Annotated in this window: 20 protein-coding genes; 8 read left to right on the top strand and 12 right to left on the bottom strand. The window is 57.6% G+C overall.

Annotated features, from left to right (window positions below):
- Positions 1-18: 18 nt before the first annotated feature.
- From KQI82_RS04845 to KQI82_RS04810, 8 genes are read right to left on the bottom strand one after another with little or no spacing between them, the layout of a single operon-like run.
- A complete protein-coding gene (locus KQI82_RS04845) occupies positions 19-1,479 on the bottom strand; it encodes a complex I subunit 5 family protein (protein WP_338148945.1) in 1,461 nt (486 codons plus the stop codon).
- Positions 1,480-1,499: 20 nt separating this feature from the next.
- A complete protein-coding gene (locus KQI82_RS04840; RefSeq protein ID WP_241426616.1) occupies positions 1,500-2,951 on the bottom strand; it encodes a complex I subunit 5 family protein in 1,452 nt (483 codons plus the stop codon).
- 44 nt (positions 2,952-2,995) lie between these two features.
- The gene (locus tag KQI82_RS04835; protein WP_216631756.1) at positions 2,996-3,373 is read right to left on the bottom strand and encodes a sodium:proton antiporter; all 378 of its coding nucleotides are present in this window, start codon (positions 3,371-3,373) and stop codon (positions 2,996-2,998) included.
- A 27-nt stretch (positions 3,374-3,400) separates the two neighbouring features.
- On the bottom strand, positions 3,401-4,276 hold the full coding sequence (mbhE, locus tag KQI82_RS04830; RefSeq protein WP_216631755.1) for a hydrogen gas-evolving membrane-bound hydrogenase subunit E: 876 nt from the start codon (positions 4,274-4,276) through the stop codon (positions 3,401-3,403).
- On the bottom strand, positions 4,269-4,520 hold the full coding sequence (locus KQI82_RS04825) for a hydrogenase subunit MbhD domain-containing protein (RefSeq protein ID WP_216631754.1): 252 nt from the start codon (positions 4,518-4,520) through the stop codon (positions 4,269-4,271). Before KQI82_RS04825 ends, mbhE begins: the two co-directional genes overlap by 8 nt.
- Positions 4,517-4,825, bottom strand: coding sequence for a cation:proton antiporter (locus KQI82_RS04820; RefSeq protein ID WP_216631753.1), 309 nt, complete (start codon positions 4,823-4,825; stop codon positions 4,517-4,519). The genes KQI82_RS04825 and KQI82_RS04820 overlap by 4 nt, the downstream gene beginning before the upstream one ends.
- Complete coding sequence (locus tag KQI82_RS04815) at positions 4,822-5,127, bottom strand: monovalent cation/H+ antiporter complex subunit F (protein ID WP_216631752.1); 306 nt, start codon at positions 5,125-5,127, stop codon at positions 4,822-4,824. The genes KQI82_RS04820 and KQI82_RS04815 overlap by 4 nt, the downstream gene beginning before the upstream one ends.
- Positions 5,124-5,582, bottom strand: a complete 459-nt coding sequence (locus KQI82_RS04810) for a Na+/H+ antiporter subunit E (RefSeq protein ID WP_216631751.1) — start codon at positions 5,580-5,582, stop codon at positions 5,124-5,126. Before KQI82_RS04810 ends, KQI82_RS04815 begins: the two co-directional genes overlap by 4 nt.
- Positions 5,583-6,066: 484 nt before the next feature.
- On the opposite strand from KQI82_RS04810, the gene KQI82_RS04805 reads away from it, so the two are divergent.
- The 3 genes from KQI82_RS04805 (at position 6,067) to cdd (ending at position 9,443) form a co-directional block, all read left to right on the top strand.
- Positions 6,067-7,350 carry a glycosyl hydrolase family 18 protein gene (locus KQI82_RS04805; RefSeq protein WP_216631750.1) on the top strand — a complete coding sequence of 428 codons (1,284 nt, stop codon included), beginning with the start codon at positions 6,067-6,069 and terminating at the stop codon, positions 7,348-7,350.
- A gap of 440 nt (positions 7,351-7,790) precedes the next feature.
- Positions 7,791-9,020: a polysaccharide deacetylase family protein gene (locus tag KQI82_RS04800; protein ID WP_216631749.1), complete on the top strand. Its 1,230-nt coding sequence runs from the start codon at positions 7,791-7,793 to the stop codon at positions 9,018-9,020.
- A 27-nt stretch (positions 9,021-9,047) separates the two neighbouring features.
- Entirely contained in the window at positions 9,048-9,443 is a 396-nt protein-coding gene (cdd, locus tag KQI82_RS04795) for a cytidine deaminase (protein WP_216631748.1), read from the top strand.
- 92 nt (positions 9,444-9,535) lie between these two features.
- Here cdd and KQI82_RS04790 read toward each other — a convergent pair whose 3' ends face one another.
- A complete protein-coding gene (locus KQI82_RS04790; protein ID WP_216631747.1) occupies positions 9,536-10,933 on the bottom strand; it encodes an alanine/glycine:cation symporter family protein in 1,398 nt (465 codons plus the stop codon).
- A gap of 187 nt (positions 10,934-11,120) precedes the next feature.
- Here KQI82_RS04790 and KQI82_RS04785 point away from each other — a divergent pair, with 187 nt between their 5' ends.
- From KQI82_RS04785 to KQI82_RS04770, 4 genes are all read left to right on the top strand, one after another.
- Positions 11,121-12,206 carry a CobW family GTP-binding protein gene (locus KQI82_RS04785; RefSeq protein ID WP_216631746.1) on the top strand — a complete coding sequence of 362 codons (1,086 nt, stop codon included), beginning with the start codon at positions 11,121-11,123 and terminating at the stop codon, positions 12,204-12,206.
- Positions 12,207-12,218: 12 nt separating this feature from the next.
- Positions 12,219-13,148, top strand: a complete 930-nt coding sequence (locus KQI82_RS04780) for a TIGR03943 family putative permease subunit (protein ID WP_216631745.1) — start codon at positions 12,219-12,221, stop codon at positions 13,146-13,148.
- Positions 13,149-13,355: 207 nt separating this feature from the next.
- On the top strand, positions 13,356-15,182 hold the full coding sequence (locus KQI82_RS04775; protein ID WP_241426615.1) for an LTA synthase family protein: 1,827 nt from the start codon (positions 13,356-13,358) through the stop codon (positions 15,180-15,182).
- A gap of 13 nt (positions 15,183-15,195) precedes the next feature.
- The gene (locus KQI82_RS04770) at positions 15,196-15,729 is read left to right on the top strand and encodes a hypothetical protein (RefSeq protein WP_216631744.1); all 534 of its coding nucleotides are present in this window, start codon (positions 15,196-15,198) and stop codon (positions 15,727-15,729) included.
- A gap of 44 nt (positions 15,730-15,773) precedes the next feature.
- Here the strand turns inward: KQI82_RS04770 and KQI82_RS04765 are convergent, their stop codons facing one another.
- Positions 15,774-16,262 carry a cupin domain-containing protein gene (locus KQI82_RS04765; protein ID WP_216631743.1) on the bottom strand — a complete coding sequence of 163 codons (489 nt, stop codon included), beginning with the start codon at positions 16,260-16,262 and terminating at the stop codon, positions 15,774-15,776.
- Between the two features lie 145 nt (positions 16,263-16,407).
- On the opposite strand from KQI82_RS04765, the gene KQI82_RS04760 reads away from it, so the two are divergent.
- A complete protein-coding gene (locus KQI82_RS04760; RefSeq protein ID WP_216631742.1) occupies positions 16,408-17,193 on the top strand; it encodes a nucleoside phosphorylase in 786 nt (261 codons plus the stop codon).
- Between the two features lie 55 nt (positions 17,194-17,248).
- On the opposite strand, the gene KQI82_RS04755 is transcribed toward KQI82_RS04760, so the two are convergent.
- Positions 17,249-19,792, bottom strand: coding sequence for an HD domain-containing phosphohydrolase (locus tag KQI82_RS04755; RefSeq protein ID WP_216631741.1), 2,544 nt, complete (start codon positions 19,790-19,792; stop codon positions 17,249-17,251).
- Positions 19,789-21,378, bottom strand: coding sequence for a GH3 domain-containing protein (locus tag KQI82_RS04750; protein WP_216631740.1), 1,590 nt, complete (start codon positions 21,376-21,378; stop codon positions 19,789-19,791). The genes KQI82_RS04755 and KQI82_RS04750 overlap by 4 nt, the downstream gene beginning before the upstream one ends.
- Positions 21,379-21,396 lie beyond the last annotated feature (18 nt).

The raw sequence follows: 21,396 nt of genomic DNA, 5'->3' as shown, positions 1-21,396 counted from the left end.
TTTCTCTTGAAATGCGGCTCAGGAGCAAAACAGCAGACGAATGAGCCCCGTCAGCTGCTGTGAAACAATCCCGGGCACTATCCCCAGGACAACCGTCAGGGCGGAGAGCACCATCATGGGTACGGTCATCAGCCGCCCGGCCTCCCGGTGCTCCACGATGACCCCCTTGCCGGGGAAAAAGCCCCGGGTGATGATGGGCAGAAGATATCCTGCCGTCAGCAGGGCGGATACCAGCAGCACCACGATTCCCACCAGGGCGATCCCACGGAAGTTGCTGTCCATGGCACCTAAGGCCAGATACCACTTGCTGACAAAGCCGCTCATGGGCGGAATCCCGATCAGGGACAGCGACGCGATGGAAAAGCACCACATGGTAACCGGCATTTTCTTTCCAATGCCCTCAAGCTGGTCCACCCGGGTGGCGCTGGTCATGTAGAGGATGGCACCCGCGGCCAAAAACAGCGCGTCCTTGGCGATGGCGTGGAACAGTATCTGCAAAAGGGCCCCCGCCATCCCCTGTTTTGTCAGCAAAAAGATGCCGAACAGCGCGTAGGAGATCTGGCTGACCGTGGAGTAGGCCAGCCGCTTTTTCAGCACCTTTTCCTTGTAAGCCAGCATGGAGCCGGTGAAAATGGTGGTCAGGGTCAGGATCAGCAGCACCTCCTGAACCCAGGTCCCCCGCAGGAAGTCGTCGCCATAGAGGTAAAACGTCACCCGCAGGATCCCCAGCACGCCCGCTTTTGTGATCACGCCGGACAAAAGGGCCGATGCCGGGGCCGGAGCCACCGGATGGGCGGTGGTCAGCCAGGCCTGCATGGGCAGCAGGCCCGCCTTGCAGCCAAATCCGATGACCATCAGAAAGTAGACGATCAGCAGCATCTGGCGGTGCTCCCCAGCCCGGACGGTATCCAGCGCGCCGCCGGCCGCAAAGTCAAAGGAAGTCAGGTAGGGGGCCAGGAAGAAAAAACCTGCCAGGGCAATGCCGGCCCCAAGCACGGAGTATCCCAGGTATTTTAAGGAAGCGCCCCGGGCGCCGGCGTCCCCGGTGTGCAGCACCAGCGGAACCGTCAAAAGCGTCATCAGCTCGAAAAACATATAAAATGTGATGAAGTTGCGTGACAGGGACAGCCCCATCAGGGTACCCAACGCCATGGTGAAAAATCCGAAAAACTGCTGTTCCTTCCCCACATGACGGATATAGGGAAAGGCAAAATAGGTCACCACGATCCAGATGCCGGAGATCAGAAGAAGGAAAAACCGTCCCAGCGGGTCCACTGCAAGGGCCAGGGTCAGATGCCCCTCAATGGTCAGCAGCTCCATGGGCGCCGCAGGCAGCAGGCAGACCAGAAGGGCCGAGAGCGCGGTGAGCCACACCGTGCAGAGAACGGCGGCATTTCTCTGCCTCTCCCGCTTTTCAAAAAACACAATGCACCCGCCGGCAAACGGGATCAGAAGGGGGGCCAGCAGCAACGGTCTCACCTCGCTTTCTTGTGGAAGTTTTACATCAGCCGGATGCCCGCCTCGATGATGGACACCGCCGGCTCATAGAAGATACCCAAGGTCAGCACCGCCGCAATCAGGCAAACTGCGGCGGCGGAGAAGGACGGGTCCTTGGCCGCGCTCGCTGCGGCGAGCGTTTCCTCCGAACCGGACCGGGACCAGATGGAAATCAGCGCCGGTACATAGTAGAGGGCGTTGAGCACCGTGCTGGCGGCGATCACCAACAGAATGAGGGCCGTCCGGCCGGAGTTCAGCAAGCTGGCGTTGGCAAAATAGAGCTTGGAGACAAAGCCTCCGAAAAGTGGGATTCCGATCATGGAGAGGGCTCCGACGGTAAAGCCCACTCCGGCCAGAAGGTCCCGGTAGGCGCTGCCGCGCAGCTTGGCCAGGCTCTTGTGATGATCGCTGACAGCGCTGAGCCGTCCGGCGCAGCAAAAGAGCAGCGGCTTGGAGCAGGCGTGCACCAGGATGTGGAGGCACGAGGCCACCAGGCCCGCCTCGGTCCCCAGCCCGACTCCCATGAAGATATACCCCACCTGCGCCACAGAGGAAAAGGCCAGCATGCGCTTGATGTGGTGTTCCCGCATGGCCCCCAGGGATCCGAACAGCATTCCCAGCAGTCCGAATATCAGCACCACATCGGTGATGTGAAACCTGACCGCTGTCTCAAGGGTAAATACACGGACAAAGATGGTCATCAGAAGGACAATGTACCCCTTGAGCACCAGACCGGACAAAATAGCGCTGGAGGAGGTGGTGGCGGAGCCGTGGGCGTCGGGCAGCCACAAGTGGAAGGGGAACATGGCGCTCTTGATGCCAAGCCCCACCGTGATCAGGCCGATCACCACCGTCAGCGGCACCTGATAGCGCCCGCTTTCCACCAGAGCCTCCACGCTGCCCCGCAGGGCCTGCATCAGGAGATACCCCGTGATGCTGTTGAGGAACGTCACGCCCAAAAGGAACAGCCCGGACCCCACCAGACTCATAAAAAGATAGCGGATGGTGGCAATGAGATTCCTGCCCGTGTCCTTGGCCATCACCATGGCGCAGGCGGCAATGGTGCTGATCTCAATGAACACATATCCGGTAAAAATATCGGTGGTGTAGGTGAGGGTCAGCAAAGACGCCAGAGTCAAATTGGTCATAATGAAATAGAAAGGCTGCCGCCTGGGCGAAATATCCTGAAAAAGGTCTGTCTTTCCCCCCATCAGGGAAAGCCCCATCACCACGGAAAACGTCAGGCACAGCAGCGCCTGAAGCGGGCCCGCCTTCAGAGCGTTCCCATAGGGAGCGGCAAACTTGCCCATGCGGAAAAGAAAGCTGTAGTCGTGGATCGTCAGATAGGCGGCCAGCACCGCGGACATCAAGGCCACCGCGCCAATGACAAAGAGGCTGATCCGGTAGGCGGCCCGCCCGCTTCTCACGATGGACAGCAGAATCCCCGTTCCCATACACAAAAAAATACAGAAAAAGGGGAAATTTTCAATCAGCGGCCTCACCGATCCCCCTCCTTCTCCAGTTTGTCCAGCAGCTCCCGGAGGGAAACGGTGCGGTAGCGCTGATAAATCCGCAGAATCAGCGCCAGGGAAAAGGCGGAGATGCTGACGGACACCACAATTCCCGTAAGAACCAGCCCGCTGGGGATGGGGTTGATATAGAGGGAGGGATCGGTCAGCGCCGCGTCCACAATGGGCGCCACCTTCCCGTCGATGTAGCCGGTGGCGGCCAGCATCAAGAAGATGGCGCTGTCCATGATGTTAAACCCCACCACCTTGCGGACCAGATTGTCCTGAAGCATCATATTGGCAAAGCCGATGCCGAACAAAATGACGGCTGTGATGGAAAATCGATTGTCCAAAATGGTCTGGACCATACGTCCCTCCTTCCCCCCGGTCTCTTTTCAAATCTCGCCCCGTGCAAAGAGGGCGTAAAACCCGTATATCGTGCAGGCCACCACAATTCCCACCGCGATCTCAATGGGAGCAATCAGCCCACCGTGTTCTGTGGAAATATGGCTGCCCAGCCCATTGGCCCCAACAAAAATGTAAAACGCGTACAGCACCGCATAGACGCCCAGCCCCAGCACCCGGACCACATTGTAGACATCATAGTCCAGATAGGTCTGAAGCGCGGAAAACCCAAAGGCGGCGGAAAACAGGATCAGCGCGCCGCCTAAGATCGTGCCGCCGGAGAATCCACCCCCCGGTGAGGAATGGCCGTTGAGCAGTACATAGGCGCCAAAGAGAACAATCAGCGGAATCATCAGCCGCGCGGCCTGCTGCAGGATCAGGTCCGCCGGCGCCTCTTCAATGCACTCCCTCTTTCCCCGCAGGCGAATGGAGTTCTCCTCATCGTCCCGCCGGAGAAGCATGATCACGCAGTTCACTGCCAAAAACAGCACGCAGGATTCACCAAAGGTGTCAAATCCACGATAGTTGAGGATCATACCGGTGACGGCGTTGGTGGCGCCGGTCTCCTCCTCGCTCATCTCGATGTAGTGCTCTGCCACATCGTTGTTGGTGGGGTTATCAGGGTTTCCAAAGGGCGGCAGAGAGAGTGCCGTCACCAGCAGGATTCCCACCATGCACAGGGTGATGGCCACGGCGGCAATGGGATAGAATCGGAAAAAACTCCTCAGATGGCGCTGGTCCTGACGGCTCTCCTCTTCCTCACTGCGCCTTTCCCTCCTGGGCTTGGTGGCCATGGTAAAGAGTACGTACTCCCTGGGCTGGTAGTCCCCGTTGACCCAGTCGGCGAAATGGCTCCACTTACTCATCTTTCGTCCCCTTCAGCGCATGGATTCTCCGCAGCGTCAGGAAAAAGAGGATGCTGGTGATTCCCGCGCCCACAGCGGCCTCGGTGATGGCAAGGTCCGGACTTTGCAGCAGGCTCCACAGGATCGCCATCAGCAGGCTGAAGGACATATAGACAATCACCATCACCAACAGCCTCCGGCACAGCGGAGCCGCTGCCGCCGTAAGAATCAGCCCAAGCAGCAGGATGTTTTCAAGGCCGGTCATCTTCTCTCCACCTCGCATTCCCGCTCCAGGTCGGGATTGGTCGCCGTCTCCATCTCCGCCAGCAGATGGCTTGCCACCGGGCTGGTAAACCAGAGAAACAGCAAAATCAGCCCAAGCTTAAAGCCTGTCATGGAGATGCCCCGCAGGAAAATCAGCCCCACCAGAACAGAAAAAATCCCCAGTGCATCGCACAGCGCGGCGGCGTGCATCCGGTTCAGTACATAGTCCAGCCGGTACAGCCCCACCACGCAGGTGAAAAACACAAAAAGTCCAAAGAGCACGAATGCAATTCCAATTGCCGTCACAGCTTTCCCTCCTTGCTGTGGAATTTGACCCCGCTCCTGCGCCGTCGGGCCAGCACCAGGCGGGAGAGCACCACAACTGTCAAAAAACTCAGCAGCGCGTAAACCAGCGCCACATCCACCAAATAGTCCTCTCCCAGCCAGACCGACAGAATGCTGATCACCGCCACCACCATGGTGTTCAATACATTGACCGCCACAATCCGGTCTGTAAACCGAGGTCCCAGGATGGAGCGGATCAAAGCGGCAAGAATCAGCAGCGTAAAGGCCACTGTGCTTCCAAGGAGGATATAGTGTCTCATCATCCCTCTTCCTCCAACTCCCTGAGCCGGCGGACAAATCCGCACCGCTCCATTCCCTCTGCAAGCGTCTGATCCAGCGTGTGAACGCACAGTTCCGACCCCTCCGCGGCCACGGTGATCGTTCCTGCGGTCAGCGTGATGGAATCGGCCAGCAGGGCTCTTGCCTCATTCGTCTGCAGGCCACTGTCAAAATAGATGATCTGCGGCCGGAGCTCCCTTTTGGGCCGCCAGATCAGGACGATGATCCGCAGCGCCGCCAGAATAATTTCCCAGATCAGCGCCAGAAAATAAATTGTTTTTTTCCACAAGCAGCGAAAAGAGAACCGGCGGAACCGGTACCCCAGCGCCTTGCGGCTAACCACAGTCAAAACCACAGCCGCAATCACTCCGCAGAGGCAGCTTTCCCAGCTCAGCGTTCCGCTCAGTACAATCCACAGCACAACATATAACAAGGGCATTCTCTTTTCACCTCCTCCTGTCAGACACGAAAAATGGCGCCAAAAGACCCGGGATTTCCCGCACCTCTTTCTGGCGTCGCTTCCTCTTTTATATCACTTGATCAGCGGCCGCAACGGGGTTCTCCCACCTCATCCACCGCTCTTCTTTCCTCACCGGCCGCCAACTCCCTGCAACATCTCCACGGACTTCTTTCATGCGCCTAATCTCCGCCTTCAACCACAGGCGCATGTCTCAAACCGGCCGCTTTGGCCACAGAACGCTTGTATTCTGTAAAAAAGCAGCTGAAACCGTTCTTTTTATTATAAAGATTCTCCCAATAGAAGTCAAGGCGAACGCGGTGCTCTCACCGTTTGTTGCGGTTAAAAATAATAACCAAAATTATTTTTCTTTTCTTATGCAATTCACCAGTTTTTTCTTGCAGAAGTCCTTGATTGTGTGCTGTCTTCTCTTCGGCATGCATAGTCTTCCATGAGGTGATCTGACATGCAGATACATGTGGTAAAGCCTGGAGAAACTGTATTTTCCATTGCCGCCGGATATGGCGTCGACCCGCAGCGTCTGGCTGCGGACAATGAGGTTCCCGCCACCGGCGCGCTGGCCGTGGGCCAGACCCTGGTGGTGCAGTTCCCGCGTACGGTCCATGCCGTGGCTCCCGGCGAGTCCCTTTCTTCCATCGCGGCACAGTACGGCGTCTCTTTGCGCCAGCTCTATCGAAACAATTGGCCGCTGCAGGGCCGGCCCGATCTGATCCCCGGGCAGAGGATTGTAATCTCTTATGTCGGAGAGAAACTGGGCCTGCTCCAATCCAACAGCTATGCCTACCCATTTATCTCCACCACGCTTTTAAACGCCGAGCTTCCCTATCTCACCTATCTGACGCCCTTTACCTATGGAGTCACTGAAACCGGCAATCTCCTGCCCCTGGACGATGAACCCCTCCTTGCCTCCGCCCGGAATTACGGCACCGCCCCCATGCTCCACCTCTCCACGCTGACGGAGGAGGGCGGCTTTTCCAGCCAGCGGGCCGTCCGCATCCTGACGGATCCGCAGGCCCAATCCCGCCTGATTGAGGATGTGCTGCGCACGGTGGAGGAAAAGTCCTTTTACGGCGTGGATGTGGATTTTGAGTATATTCCAGGGGCCCAGCGCCAGGATTACATCGATTTTTTGGACCGGCTGCACCGGAGCCTGACGCCGCGCCCTCTGTGGGCGGCCCTGGCGCCGAAAACGTCACCCGATCAGCCGGGGCTGCTCTATGAGGCCCATGACTACGGCGGCATAGGCGCTGTGGTAGACGGGGTTTTGCTGATGACTTATGAGTGGGGGTATACTGCAGGCCCGCCCATGGCGGTGTCTCCCCTGCCCAACGTCCGGGCCGTCCTTGATTATGCGGTGACGGAAATCCCACCGGAGAAAATTTTCCTGGGCATGTCCAACTATGGGTACGACTGGCCCCTCCCCTTTGTGGAGGGCGTCACCCGGGCCGCGTCGCTCTCCAACCAGCAGGCCATCAACCTTGCCATCCAGTACGGCACACCCATTGAATATGACGATTGGGCGCAGGCGCCGCACTTCACCTATTGGGACGGTGCGGGCACCGAACACCAGGTTTGGTTTGAAGATGCCCGCAGCCAGGACGCCCGGCTGCGCCTGGTGGCCGAATATGGACTCAAAGGAGTAGGGTATTGGAACCTCATGCGTCCCTTTTCCCAGACCTGGCTGACACTCAACGCGCTTTATGACATTGCGGACATCTCGCAAACGTAAAATGGACGGTTCTTTCGAACCGTCCATTTTACCGTATGATATAGAGAAAGGAGAGGGGAGAAATGGTATCTTAATACCCGATTGGTCCGCCCCCACGGCGATATATCAAACCGCCGTTCCATCCGGGAACCGTCCCAATCACAGCGGGAAGGGATCCTGCCTCTTTCCGCTTGGTTTATGGCTTCATCCTACCGTCCAAACCGCCGGAAGTCAAGGGCATTTCCATATCATTCACAATTTGTTTACACCATTTCCATTTTGGCAATCTTTTGTTCATATTTGATTCAAATTTTCTCTGATTTTTCTTTTTTTTCGCACATCCTATTCAGAAATCGTATTTCGTATATTTTGTCGGAACTTGTCATCGTTTTGTGTTTTCTTTCCCCTTCTCATCTGCTATACTCGATGCAGAGAGAACTTCACAAAGGAGATCACAGCCCATGAAAAAGAGTGTCATCGTTCTATTTTTACTCTGCTGCCTGACTTTATCTGCCTGCGGAGCTTCCGGTGCCTCGTCCGCGGGGGATGCCTCGTCCTCCGGCGGCGTCTCCTCAGCCGGAAGTGCTTCCGGCTCCTCTTCTCAGCAGGAACCGGAGGAACAAATTCCGCCGGAAGAGCCTGTCTTTGACCTCTCCTCCGTCCAGCTGGTCAATTATGAAGGAGTGGTGGAGCACCTGTTCTTCCATCCTGTGGTTGCCTATCCGGAGCTGGCTTTCGACGGAGACGCCCAGGCCAACGGCATCGACGACTGGATGGTCACGGTGGACGAGTATGATAAAATTCTCAACAGCCTGTACGCCAACGATTACGTTCTGGTGGACATCAATCAGGTCTGGTCAGAGTCAAAGGATGAATCAGGCAATCCCGTGATGGTCCGCAATGAGCTGATGGTTCCGGAGGGGAAAAAGCCCTTGATCCTCTCCTTTGACGATGTAAACTATTACCCCTACATGCTGGAAAACGGCTTCACCCATAAGCTGATTATCGGCGACAATGGTCAGCTCTGGAGCTACGGGAAAGACCCTCAGGGCGCCGAGGTGATCTCCCAGGATCTGGACGCCGTCACCATTCTGGATAAATTTGTCCGGGAGCACCCCGACTTCTCCCCCTATGGCGCCAAGGGCTGCCTGTCCCTGACCGGCTACTGCGGCATCCTGGGCTACCGGACCATGACGGAAAAGGAGGATGCCTCCGCCGCCCATGAGGAGAACCGCCAGCGGGAAATTGAAGCGGTCAAGCCCATCATAGCCGAGCTCAGGCGCACCGGCTGGACCTTCGGCAGCCACACCTGGGGTCACGTCAACCTGGCCGACAGGCCCCTGGAGGTGATCCAGGCCGACATGGAGAAATGGATGAATGAAGTGGGCTCTCTGGTGGGCCCCACCAGCATTCTCTTTTACCCCCATGGCGCCCGCCCCGACGGCGACGACTGGCGCCAGACCGGCCCCAAGTTCCAGTATCTTCAGAGCAAGGGCTTCCGGGTATTCTGCTCCGTGGGAACGGAGAGCTTCAGCTATATCAAAAAGGACATCTGCGCTGTGATCTGCGACCGTCTGCATCCCGACGGCACCACCCTCCGCCACTCCCGGGACCGCTACCTGAAGTTCTACGACGCCAAGGACGTGATGGACGTGGCGGTCCGCCCCCAGCGGCAAATTGACTGGCAGTAACGTATGGATGAAAAAGGAGGATTTTTTATGACGGAACAAGCGCTCTGCGATGCCGCCATCTCCATGCTGGACCGGGCTTATTGCCCGTATTCCCATTTCGCCGTGGGTGCGGCCCTTGAGTGTGGCGACGGCACGGTGTTCACCGGCTGCAATATCGAAAACGCCGCCTACTCCCCCTCCATCTGCGCTGAGCGTGCGGCGGTGGCCAAGGCGGTCAGCGAAGGGCGCCGGGACTTTGTCCGCATCGCTGTGGCCGGGCGCGGCAGGGACTACTGTGTCCCCTGCGGCGTCTGCCGCCAGGTGCTTCAGGAGTTTTCCCCGGAGATTCAGGTCATCTGCATCAACGGCGCCGGGGAATCCAAATCCTTTTCCCTGAGAGAGCTGCTGCCCCACAGCTTTGACAGCGCCGCCCTTTCCGACTGACATCCCGGCGCTATTAAACCCTTTTCTTTCGGTCATATCCGCAAGGCAGCCAAACAGGAGCCGATGCTTATTAAGCATCGGCTCCTGTTGTTTCAATGATTTTTTCGAAAATACTCCCTGGTCAGCCTGATCACCACCGGTGACAAAAGGAGCAGTGCGATCAGGTTGGGAATGGCCATCAGCCCATTGAGGGTGTCCGCGATGGCCCAGGCAAGGTCCAGCTTCATGGTGGCGCCGATCACCATAAAAACGCAGAAGGTCATCTGATAGGGCTTGATGATCCCCGGCCCGAACAGGTACTCGGCGCAGCGGGTCCCGTACAGTCCCCAGCTGAGGGTGGTGGAGAGGGCGAACAAGGTCAGTCCGATGGCAATCAGTACGCCCGCCGTCCTCCCTCCAAAACTGGTGGTAAAGGCACCAATGGCCAGGTCCGCGCCGATGTCGTTTTGTCCGTAGGGCACCTTCACGCCGCTGCACAGCACGGTCAGCGCCGTCAGGGTGCAGATGACGATGGTGTCGGCAAACACCTCAAAGATTCCAAACAAGCCCTGCTGCACGGCGCTGTTGGTGTCCGCCGCCGCGTGGGCGATGGGTGCGGAGCCAAGACCGGCCTCGTTGGAAAAAAGGCCCCGCCCAACGCCGCTTTTGACCACCTGGGCAATTCCGGTTCCCAGTACACCGCCCATCGCAGCATCAGGGTGGAAGGCTCCTTCAAAAATGGAGATCAACACCGGACCGATGTGCCGGGCATGGGAAATGATCACAAAGAGCGAACCGGCGATATAAATCAGCGCCATCACAGGCACCAGTTTTTCCGTCACGCTGCCGATGCGCTTCACACCGCCCAGGTAAACCAGCGCCGCGATGACGGCCGCCAGGATGCCCACACCAAGGTAGAGCAGCTGGAGTTCCCCTTTGGACAACCCGATAAACTGGGTGAGCGCGGTGCCGATGGTGGCGGCAATGGTGTTGACCTGCGTCATGTTTCCAATGCCGAACGCGGCCAGAGAGCCGAACACGGCAAAAATCGCCCCCAGCCACTTCCATCCGGAGCCCAGGCCGTTTTTGATGTAGTACATGGGTCCGCCAACCCAGTCGCCCTTTCGGTTCCTCTCCCGAAAGGCAATGGCCAGCGTGACCTCGGAAAATTTGGTGCACATACCGAACAGGGCCGATACCCACATCCAGAATACCGCGCCGGGTCCGCCTAAAGCGATCGCGCCGCAGACGCCCGCAATGTTGCCCGTGCCCACCGTGGCGGCCAGTGCGGTGGTCAGCGCCTGTACCGGAGTGACAGAGCCCGGTCTGGCCTTTGTCTTCCGGAAGCATTTCCCCACCGTGTTTTTCATAACAAATCCAAATTTTCGGATTTGCAAAAATCCGGTGCGGACGGTGAAAAACACCCCTGTGCCGACAATCAAAATCATCATGGGAACGCCCCAGACAAAGCCGTTGACAACGTCGTTGATACTTTGAATCAGGTCTGCCATATCTCTTTCCCCTCTCTGCGGTCTCCCGCCGCAACCGCCTTCTGCTTCAATATAACAGGTTGATCGGATTTATGTGAATCATCCGCTCTGTGTCCCGCCTGGACAGACGATCTTTTCTTCTTGCATTTTAACTGAAAACTGACTACAATAAATAAATTAAGGATGCTTTTAAAAAGGAAGGATTAACATGACAAAAATAGATATCGTCTCCGGTTTCCTTGGCGCCGGGAAGACCACTTTCATCAAAAAGCTGCTGAAGGAGGCCTATCAAGGTGAAAAGATCGTGCTGATAGAAAATGAATTCGGCGAAATCAGCATCGACGGCGGATTTCTGAAGGATTCCGGCGTTCAGATCTCCGAAATGTCCTCCGGATGCATCTGCTGTTCCCTGGTGGGCGACTTTGGCCAGGCGCTGGAGGATGTGCAGAAGCAGTTCAGCCCTGACCGGATTCTCATCGAGCCCTCCGGCGTGGGCAAGCTCTCCGATGTGATCCGCGCGGTGGAGAACGTAGCTGCAAAGGACTCTCAGCTGAAGCTCAACAGCTATGTGACTGTGGCGGATGTGACCAAGTGCAAGGTCTATATGAAAAATTTCGGCGAGTTCTTTAATAACCAGGTGGAGAGCGCCGGCACCATCGTTCTCAGCCGCACCCAGAAAGCCTCCCCGGAAAAGGTGGAGGCCGCTGTGGAGCTGCTGCGCCGGCATAACCCCGACGCCACCATCATCACCACGCCCTGGGACCAGTTGAACGGCGCCCAGATCCTCAAGGCGGTGGAAAAGGACTCCCGGTCCTTCCATGATCTTCTGGAGGAGCATCTCCGCGAAGAGGACCATGAGTGCTGCAATCACGACCACCATGCGCATCATCATGACCATGACGAACATCATGACCACGACCATGCATGCTGCGGCCACGACCATCATGACCACGACGAGCACGACGCCCACGACCACCACGATCATGCGTGCTGCGGCCACGATCACCCCCATCATCACGCCGACGAGGTCTTCACCAGCTGGGGCCGCGAGACTCCCCGGCAGTTCACTGAAGGAGAGGTGGAGCAGATCCTGACGGCCCTGGATTCCGGCGACTATGGCAAGGTCCTGCGGGCAAAGGGAATTGTCCCCACTCCCGACGGCCGCTGGATCCACTTTGACCATGTGCCGGAGGAACGGCAGGTCCGCTATGGCACGGCGGAATACACCGGCCGGCTCTGCGTCATCGGCTCGGAGCTGAATGAGGCAAAGCTTGCCGAACTCTTTGGAATCTGATAGGGGAACACAATGGATATTCCTGTTTACCTGATTGCCGGTTTTATAGATGCCGGCAAAACAAGATTTATCAACGGCACGCTGGAGGATGGCTTTGCCCGGGAGGACCGCACGCTGCTCATCTGCTGCGAAGAGGGCGAGGAGGAGTATGAGAAGGCCGCCCTGGACAATGTCACGGTCGTCACGGTAGAAGAGCCCGAAGAACTGACCTGCTCTTTTCTGAAGGAGTGCGAAAAAAAATACGCCCCCCGCCAGGTGATGATCGAATACAACGGAATGTGGCCCATGGAAACGCTGTATCGGGACATCCTTCCGGCCAATTGGATTTTGTATCAGATCATGACCTTCGTGGACGCCGCCACGTTTGAGGTGTACGCAAAAAATATGGGGCAGCTGATGATGGAGAAGATTACCAACGCGGACATGATCGTCTTCAACCGCTGCACGGAGGAGCTGCGCGCCTCACTGCGCAGGCGGAACCTGCGCATGGTAAACCGCCGGGCGGACATCTACCTTGAAAATGTGGACGGCAGCAGTGAAGACTATCTGACCGGCGACGAGTGCCCTTTCGACCTGAGTCAGGAGGTCGTGGACATCCCGGACGACGATTTTGGCGTTTGGTATGTGGACGTGATGGATCACCCGGAGCGGTACGATGGAAAAACCGTCCGGCTCAAGGCCATGATGTGCCATTCCAAAAAGCTCAAAGGCGTCTCGGTGCCCGGCCGTTTTGCCATGGTCTGCTGTGAAAAGGACGTAACCTTCCTTGGGATTGTATGCAAGGGAGACTCCCTCAATTCCTACGAGAACCGGGACTGGATCAAGCTGACGGCCCGGGTGAAGGTGGAAAAGCACAAAGCCTACCGGGGCATGGGGCCGGTCCTCTATGCCCTGGCTGTGGCTCCCTGTGAAAAGCCGGAGGAAGAAGTGGTCACATTCTAATACCATTTGTAGAATTTGGTTGAGAAAATACGTTTCGTTGTGGATTTTGCAGCGAAACGTATTTTTATAGCCGGGTGCTGTTTGGTTATAAAAACGGCCCGGACATCAGGCGTATCGCCCCACCTATCGGCTCAACTTGCAATTTCCCTTCAATCAGGTATAATAGGTCTATTCAACAACGGATGGAAGGTGCAGACTTTTTTGAACTTGAAACGACAAATTGGGTACTTGCCCACGTTCTTTTTGGTGGTACTGCTCTCCGGCCTGACCACAGGCCTGGTGCTCTGGATGCATCCGGTCAGCACCATGGCCATGATCAAAGCCATGCTTTTGAAGCAGCCCGTGCTGCTGCTTCTCAACTACCTGCCATTGTTTTTGCTGATACTGTCTTTCACCTGCCTGCTGCGGAACGTCTTTTTTGCCACCGGCCTGGTGGGGTTTGTCACCGCGCTGATGTCGGTGGCCAATCGTGTCAAAATACAAATCCGGGATGAGCCGCTGGTTCCCCGGGATTTCGGCCTTCTGAAGGAGGCAGCGGACGCGGCCGGCAATTACGACCTGCGCCTGCCCTGGATGCTGATCGGCTGCGTGGTGGTTTTTGCCGCGATTATGATTGCCCTGGGCATCCTCCTCCCCACAAAAGCCCCCGATCACCAGTATCTGGTGCGGCTGGCGGGGTTTGCAGCGAGTGCCCTGGCCCTGCTGCTGAGCGTCCGGTTTTTGTACAGCTCTTCCACCCTCTACAACTCCTTTTCCGTCACCAACCCCTATTATCTGACCAGTGTCAGCAATGAGCTGGGCTTCCCCTACTACTTCTGCTATCACTTCTCCACTTATCAGGTGCAAAAGCCCGAGGGCTACAGCAAGGCCCAGGCCGCCGCCTGGGAGACGGATGACTCCGCCGGCCAGGGGAAAGACGTCCACGTCATTGTGGTGATGAACGAGGCATTTTCCGACCTGACCAACTACGACGTCTTTCAGTACAGCGGGGAGGACGATCCCCTGAAGCAGTTCAACGCGCTGCGCAAGGGGGAAAACGCCGTCTCCGGCGCCTTGGTGGTTCCCGGCTATGCCGGCGGCACCGCCAACACGGAGTTCGATGTGGCCACCGGTATGCAGACCAACAACCTGCACACCACCTCCGCCTTCCGCTCTTTCAACCGGAATTTGGACAGCGTCTTCCGGGTCTTTGGCGCAGACGGGTACCATACGGTCTTCATGCACCCCGGCGACGCCTGGTTCTATAACCGGCAGAACGTCTACCGCTGGCTGGGCGCTGACGAAATCCTCTTCAGCGGCGACTTTGTGAACAGCGTCAGCCGGGGCCGCTGGGTCACCGACGATACGGTGGCTGAGAATATCATTCTGAAATTTGAGGAAGCGGTATCCGGCGGTCAGACCCTGTTCGACTATGCCGTCACCATCCAGAACCATATGTCCTACACCGCCGACAAGTACGGAGAAAGCGGTCCCTATCCCGCCGTTCCGGTGGACCTGCCCCTCTCCAAGGAAGCGCAGACGCTGCTGAGCGTATATGTCGAGGGGCTTCGGGATGCCGACGCCATGCTGAAAACGCTGACGGACTATTTCTCCGCCTCCGATGAGCCTGTGGTCCTGGCCTTCTTCGGCGACCACCTGCCGTATCTGGGGGATGACCGTCTTTGCTACCGGGAGCTGGGCCTTCCCATGGCGGACGACTCGGCGGAGAACTTCACCTCCTATGAGACCCCCTATCTCATTTGGTGCAACGATGCCGCGGCGGTGGAAGTGGACCTGAACTCCCTGTCCCTGCCCGCGGACGGACAGCTCAGCGCCTGCTACCTTGGGGCTGTGCTGTTGGAGCTGACGGGTCGGGGCGAGGAATCGGCGTGGTTTTCCTACCTCAATGAGCTGCGCCGTCAGCTGCCTGTCATGCAAAACGGCGTGTATGAGACCATGGACGGCACAGTGACCTCCTCTCCGGAACAGACGGAGCTGATCTCCAAATACCTCAACTGGAGCTACTACAAATTGAAGGATAAAAAGGTCAGCTGAAAGGAGAATCCCCATGCAAGAGCGAAGCCGCCGGATCGCGCTGTGCGGTATGCTGGCAGCCCTGTCTGTCGTAATCCTGCTTTTGGGCGGCATTGTGCCCCTTGCCACGTTCTGCTGCCCCATTTTGGCCATGGTGGTCCTGCTCCCCATCCATCTGGAGTACGGCGCTCGAACCGGGCTGACCGTCTATGCGGCGGTCAGTGTCCTGTCGATGCTGCTGGTTCCGGACCCGGAGGTCTCTTTGTTCTTTGTCTTTCTTGGTTTTTATCCCATCGCGCAACCCCGGCTGAACCGCATCCGTCACGCCGCCCCCCGCGTTCTCTCCAAGCTGTTGATCTGCAACGCCGCCATTGCCGGCATGTACGGCTGCCTCCTGTTCCTCTTCCGCGCCCCCGGCGCCTGGGAAGAGTTCTCCCGGTATTCCATGCCCCTGCTTCTGATGTTCCTTGTCACAGCCAACCTCACCTTTTTCCTCCTTGATATCGCCCTGAGGCGGTTTTCCAACATCTACCGCCTCCGCATTCGGGGCTTGTTGTTCCGACGCTGAAAAAGAGGGGCCGGATCCATGGATCCGGCCCCTCTTTTTTATGCTTAAAATGCCACAGCCTCACCTGTCAGCCGCTCAATCCAAACTTTTGCCGCCGGGTATTCGCGCATCAGCCTCTCCTTCACTCCGTGCTCATAGCACCCGGGGGTAAAGCCGGGGGACATGGTGGTCCCAAGGAGAGCGAACTTGCCGCCCGGCAGCAGATGAGAACCCTGCCAGCTGCCAGCGCGCACAAGGTGCTGTGGCGTCTGTCCCTTTTCAAGATCGGTCCCCAATTGAATGACGCGCTGCTTCCCGTCGGGCAGCAACTCCACCAGTTCCACCGGATCGCCAAGATAGAAGTGGTACACCTCGTCGCCCGTCAATTTGTGGAAGTGGGAGAAGGAGCGCTCTGTCAGGAAGTAGTAAATGGCGCCTCCGATGGGCTCGCCATCCACAGTCTTTTCACAGGTATAGGTGACGCGATACATACCGCCCTCCTGCTCCAGGGGCTCAAGATTCAGGCTTTTGACAATCTCTTCTGCATTCAGCATAACGATTCCTCCCTTTTGACCTGTCTCCACCATACCATGAACTCCCCGCATCCGTCAATTGTTTCCACAATTGACTTACAGGCGCTTCATAGTATAATGAATCTAAGCTGCCAGCGTCCCAAGTAAAAATAAGGAGAGGATACCAATGAGCAATCCTGTGGATAAAAGCGCCATTACCGGTCAAAGCATCCGTCAATACCTGACCTGTCTCGCCCCCGGCGACGTGGGAGAGTACGTACTGCTGCCCGGCGACCCCGCCCGCTGTGACCGAACGGCCAAATATTTGGAAGACGCCAGGCTGGTGGCCAACAACCGGGAGCACCGTACTTTCACCGGCACATATAAGGGTCTTACCGTCAGCGTCACCTCCACCGGCATGGGCTGTCCCTCCGCCGCCATCGCCACGGAGGAGCTGTGCAACGCCGGCGCCAAAGTGTTTATCCGCATCGGTTCCACCGCCGCCATTCAGGATGAGATTCGGGTGGGCGATCTGATCGTCAGCACCGGCTCCATGAAAAACGAGGGCACTTCCCGCTTCTTTGTCCCCGACTCCTTCCCCGCTGTCCCTGACTTTGACCTGACGGCCCTGCTGCTCTCCACAGCCCGGGAGATGTCTGAAGTCTCCGTCCACTACGGCATCGGCTCCACCGACGACTCCTTCTATGGGGAAACGCCCGAATTCATAGACCGCCTGGTGAGCTATGGCTGCATCAACCTGGAGATGGAGGCCTCCGGCGTATTCACTGTGGCCCACCGCAAAGGCTGCCGCGCCGCCGCCATCTTCGGCTGCTCTGCAAATCTGAAGACCAGTGAGCTCTACTACGCCGACGGCACGCCGGAATCCGGCAACCAAAAGTTGGTGGACGCCTGGGAACAGGAGATTCAAATCGCCCTTGAGACTTTTTACCGCTTCCATCAGCAGCAGGTATGATTCTCTCTGACATAAAAGGAACGGCCCGGAGCAAGCAGCTCCGGGCCGTCATTTCTTATTCCACTCTGCTGCGGCTTGCCACGGGGATTTCCTTTTCCCGTACCAGGCTGACAAAAATTTTGGCCAGATCCGGGTCAAACTGAGTGCCGGCTCCCTGCTCAATCTGCTGGAGCGCGTACTCTGTGGGCAATCCGCTGCGGTACGGCCGGTCCGTGGTCATGGCGTCGAATACGTCGGCGATGGCCAGGCAGCGGGCGGAAACCGGAATCTGCTTGCCCGCAATGCCCCGGGGATACCCCTGCCCGTCCCACCGCTCATGATGCCCGATGGCGGCCGGGATCAAATAGTCCATGTCCGGCAGGTGGCGGATCATCTCAATGGAGTTGTTCACATGGGACTGCATGACCTGGAACTCTTCATCGCTGAGCTTTCCCCTTTTGTTGAGGATGTCCTCGGGAATGCTGATCTTTCCGATGTCATGCAGCAGCCCCGCCGAGTAGATCATCCGCACCTGCTCGTCGTTAAAGCCGGCGGCGGTGGCCAGCATGGCCGCGTAATAGGCCACATTCTTACTGTGGTCGTAGGTGTAGTGGTCCTTGGCGTCAATGGCTGCGGTCAGCGCCGAAATCATGGACAGGGCGTTGCGGTAGATGTCGTTGTCCTCCCGCTCGATCTGCTCCACAACGGCGTTGGTCTTCTCCGTCAGCTTCTGCGGCAGAGCCTTTGCCCCGCGGAACACGGAAATCCGGTTTTTTCCGCTGCGCTTTGCGCTGTAAACCGCCATATCCACATTGTCCCGCAGCTCCTTGGCGGTAGCCGCCGCATAAGGGGCGGCGCAGATGCCGATGCTGACTGTGATGGCTTTTTTCTGGCTGTCCTGATTGACCTGATCAATGCGGCTTTGCATCTCCCGGGCCATGGTCTCGGCGGTTCGGGCGTCGGTGTGGGGCAGCAGCACGGCGAATACCTTTCCGCTGGTGCGGAACACCATCCCCGTCTCGCCGGTGCATTGGGAGATCACCGAGGCGACGGCCCGCAGTGCCGCGTCCCCCTCCGCCACGCCGTAGAGCTGGTTATAGAGCTTGAAGTCGTCGATGTCTATGAACATCAGCGAGATGCAGTCGCCCTTGCAGGCGCTGAACTGCTCCGCCACCTTCTCCACAAAATAGCGGTAGTTGAACACATTGGTCAGGCTGTCGATCCTGGCCTCCCGGAACATCTTCTCGTAAAGTCCCGCGTTCTTCATGGCAATGGAGGCCACGGAACTGATGGTCTCCAGAAAGCTGATCTCCACATAGCTGAAGCTCCGGTTTCGGTCGGAGGCGGCTAACAATATGAGTCCCACAATGTCCTTGCCGTCCCGCATGGCAAACACACAGTCGATGTTCAGCCGCCGAAAGAGGTCCTTCTCCTCCTCCCATACCGACAGGTAGAGAGGGTTGCTGCGGAACTCCGACATAAGGAGGTAGGGTTCCTGATCTCTTAAATAACTGATCTGGGGGCTGGTCCGGGAAATGGAAAAAGACAGTGACGCCAGCGGGCTGGAGCAGTATCGGGCCGCGTAGCGGTCCTTGTCCGCCAGGCAGATATAGACCTGCTCGATGGGAATCTCCTCCCGGATTGCGTCCGAAAGCTTGGCCATGATCTCGCCGGTGTCCAGCGTCTGGGTGGCGTCGGCGGTAAATTGCTTGAGCAGCTTGTTCTGCTGCTCCTCGCGGGTGAAGATGGAGTCGATCAGCCGCTTGGTAAGCAGATAGGACATGGATAAAAGCAGGGCAAAGATGATGGCAACCACCGTGGTGGCGCTGCTGGCCGCCATGCCGATCGACGTGGTAAAGAACTGCTCCAAAGGGGCGATCACATAGACGCCTGCCACCACGCAGATGACCACCAGGACAATCATCAGAAGGCTGCGGGAGATCATCAGCGTCATGCGGAACATTCTCCGCTTGTAAAGGGCGGACATCAGCAGGCAGGCAAAGCAGATGCCGGCCAGGGCGTCATAGGGGAAGGTGTTTCCCGGAATTCCGATCTGCATCAAATTGCCCACCAGCATCACCAGTCCGCCCAGAACAATCACCCGGATACCCGGGGAGTGGATGCCCTGCTCCCGGATGATCTTGCGCAGCAGCTGCAGCGTGGAGATGATGATGGCTACAAACAACACGCAGGGAATCAGGATATGCCAGTTCGTGCTGTACGTAAACACAGTGCCGCCGCTTGCCGTCACCATCGGGGTGGGCGGCGCCAGGTAAAATCCGCTGATGGTTCCGGGCCAGATGGCAAGGGTCAGAACGGTCCAGAGAATCAGCGTGAATTTTCCCCTCTGGCGGGAGAAGTTGTGCACAAAGAGATAGAACAGCCACTCCAGGGAAAAGAGGGATACGATGGAAACATAGTACCAAAATTCCATGCCGGGCCACATCTGCAGCCGCATGAGGATAGCGCCGCCGGACCAGAGAATGCAGCCCGCCAGCACCGCCATAAAGGCCCGGATCTCCGGCGTTTTCTTGGCCGCCAGAAATGTTGCAAACATCAGCGTAAAGCAGCTCAGCGCAATCATGTTCACAAACAGATACGGGATGGAGTGCGTCATCATACGTGCTCCTCCCATACCTGCGCCTGGTACTTCAGCAGCCCGGTGATGTCCAGCATGCCCGGGTTGATGCGGTAAAGCTTGTGCCCGGTTTGCTGTTCATAGCCGGAAATGGTTCCGTACTTCAAAATGGTGATCTGAAGGGGCTCCATGTTCAGCAGTTTTTTCAAATCGCTGTAGTCGCTGTCAAAGTACTTGAAATAGACCGTCAGATGCTCAGTCAGGACCTGCCGCGTGGTCACATCGTCCACCTGTGCCTCCGGCGTAATCTCCACATACATGTGCAAAAAGGGGTTGCTTTGGGCGTCAAACTCCTTTTTCATCACCCAGTCGCCAATTCCAAGCTTGGACAGGTGGATCACCTCTTCCACAGAGGAGGCTGTGATCCTGGTGAATCCGGCGATGTCGATCACGTCGGGTACCCGGTCCACAAAGGAAAAGCGGGGCAGTTCGCCCTTGCCGCCCCGAAGGCAGTGGTAGGTGTCTCCGATCCGGTAGCGCATAAACGCGCCGCCGTGGAGCACGCTGATCACCAGCTCATAGGTTTCTCCGGCACACACCTCGTCCATCAGGCAGGTCCGGGGCTGGTAGGTCTCGTCCGCCCGGTTTCTGCGCATCTCCTCCTCGGGGATAAACTCATAAAAGCAGGCGTCTGGAAAAAACACCATTCCATTGCGCTCCCAGGTTTCCGCGCCCAGACAGGTGGACTCGGTCCCGGCGGCCAGCTCCAGAGGGACCGTCCCCCAGGCCGCACTCAGGCGGTCCCGGTAGCAGCGGGCGTCCGTCCCGGCGTAAAAGAGGGCCTTCAGACGGAAGATATCCCCCGGCACCACGCTGCGCCCGTCCCGCCGGCTGATGTACTTGGCCCTGACATAGCGCAGGGCGTGTTTCACGGAAATATTCAGCTTTCCGCCGCTGCCGCCTTTGCCGAAGCTCTCCGTGATATAGTTGGCCACGCTGCCGATTCCGAAAAAGAAATCCACGCCGCCGCTCATGGCCATGGAGAAGCCCTTCTTGATCCGCTGGCTGAAGCTCAAATCAGAGTGGGCGTTGGAATCGGGCAGCCAGGTGAATTCGATATCCTCGTCAAACAGGGAGGGCATCAGTCCCGTGGCATAGGGCAGCGGCGCGCCTCCGTACAGAATACGGTCGCCCCGCTTTAAATCGAAATCGCCTTTTTTCCTGCTGGTGGCCATCATCATCACCGACAGCAGATTATGCCGATAGCAGTCCAGCATCCCCCTGGTGTAGGGTGCCAGCTTGATGGGGCGAAGCCCCCCCTCCCAGGTGGTCTGAATCCAGACCGCCGGCTCGCCGCAGAGCATGTCCGACCGCCGGGGCAGCAGCACATCGGCATAGTCCGCATAGGTGGTGAGGGGCAGCATATCCCGCAGTTCCTCAATGCTGCCCGGCTTTTTGCCGTCCAACAGCTTCCGCCCCAAAGGACAGCCGGACCACACCCGCATCTGCTCCTCCATCAGGCGGCGCTGGATGTACATATACTCTTCCATGGACATGTCCAAAAAGCCGCAGTATTCCCGCCAGAGCTGCTCCTTGCTGCACTTTTTCAGCCGATCCTGAAACTTCATGGAACACACCCTCTTTCT

Origin of the sequence: Dysosmobacter acutus (assembly GCF_018919205.1) — a bacterium.
GTDB classification, from domain to species: domain Bacteria; phylum Bacillota; class Clostridia; order Oscillospirales; family Oscillospiraceae; genus Oscillibacter; species Oscillibacter acutus.
The sequence above is the reverse complement of the archived record's forward strand: the minus strand, read 5'-3'. Positions and strand labels throughout refer to the sequence as shown.

What these genes read in the sequence shown, in the direction of transcription:
- KQI82_RS04840 (WP_241426616.1), bottom strand. Translation starts at nt 2,951, where the DNA reads ATGGGAACGGGGATTCTGCTGTCCATCGTGAGAAGCGGGCGGGCCGCC.
- KQI82_RS04835 (WP_216631756.1), bottom strand. Translation starts at nt 3,373, where the DNA reads ATGGTCCAGACCATTTTGGACAATCGATTTTCCATCACAGCCGTCATT.
- mbhE (WP_216631755.1), bottom strand. Translation starts at nt 4,276, where the DNA reads ATGAGTAAGTGGAGCCATTTCGCCGACTGGGTCAACGGGGACTACCAG.
- KQI82_RS04825 (WP_216631754.1), bottom strand. Translation starts at nt 4,520, where the DNA reads ATGACCGGCCTTGAAAACATCCTGCTGCTTGGGCTGATTCTTACGGCG.
- KQI82_RS04815 (WP_216631752.1), bottom strand. Translation starts at nt 5,127, where the DNA reads ATGATGAGACACTATATCCTCCTTGGAAGCACAGTGGCCTTTACGCTG.
- KQI82_RS04810 (WP_216631751.1), bottom strand. Translation starts at nt 5,582, where the DNA reads ATGCCCTTGTTATATGTTGTGCTGTGGATTGTACTGAGCGGAACGCTG.
- KQI82_RS04805 (WP_216631750.1), top strand. Translation starts at nt 6,067, where the DNA reads ATGCAGATACATGTGGTAAAGCCTGGAGAAACTGTATTTTCCATTGCC.
- KQI82_RS04800 (WP_216631749.1), top strand. Translation starts at nt 7,791, where the DNA reads ATGAAAAAGAGTGTCATCGTTCTATTTTTACTCTGCTGCCTGACTTTA.
- cdd (WP_216631748.1), top strand. Translation starts at nt 9,048, where the DNA reads ATGACGGAACAAGCGCTCTGCGATGCCGCCATCTCCATGCTGGACCGG.
- KQI82_RS04790 (WP_216631747.1), bottom strand. Translation starts at nt 10,933, where the DNA reads ATGGCAGACCTGATTCAAAGTATCAACGACGTTGTCAACGGCTTTGTC.
- KQI82_RS04785 (WP_216631746.1), top strand. Translation starts at nt 11,121, where the DNA reads ATGACAAAAATAGATATCGTCTCCGGTTTCCTTGGCGCCGGGAAGACC.
- KQI82_RS04780 (WP_216631745.1), top strand. Translation starts at nt 12,219, where the DNA reads ATGGATATTCCTGTTTACCTGATTGCCGGTTTTATAGATGCCGGCAAA.
- KQI82_RS04770 (WP_216631744.1), top strand. Translation starts at nt 15,196, where the DNA reads ATGCAAGAGCGAAGCCGCCGGATCGCGCTGTGCGGTATGCTGGCAGCC.
- KQI82_RS04765 (WP_216631743.1), bottom strand. Translation starts at nt 16,262, where the DNA reads ATGCTGAATGCAGAAGAGATTGTCAAAAGCCTGAATCTTGAGCCCCTG.
- KQI82_RS04760 (WP_216631742.1), top strand. Translation starts at nt 16,408, where the DNA reads ATGAGCAATCCTGTGGATAAAAGCGCCATTACCGGTCAAAGCATCCGT.
- KQI82_RS04755 (WP_216631741.1), bottom strand. Translation starts at nt 19,792, where the DNA reads ATGATGACGCACTCCATCCCGTATCTGTTTGTGAACATGATTGCGCTG.
- KQI82_RS04750 (WP_216631740.1), bottom strand. Translation starts at nt 21,378, where the DNA reads ATGAAGTTTCAGGATCGGCTGAAAAAGTGCAGCAAGGAGCAGCTCTGG.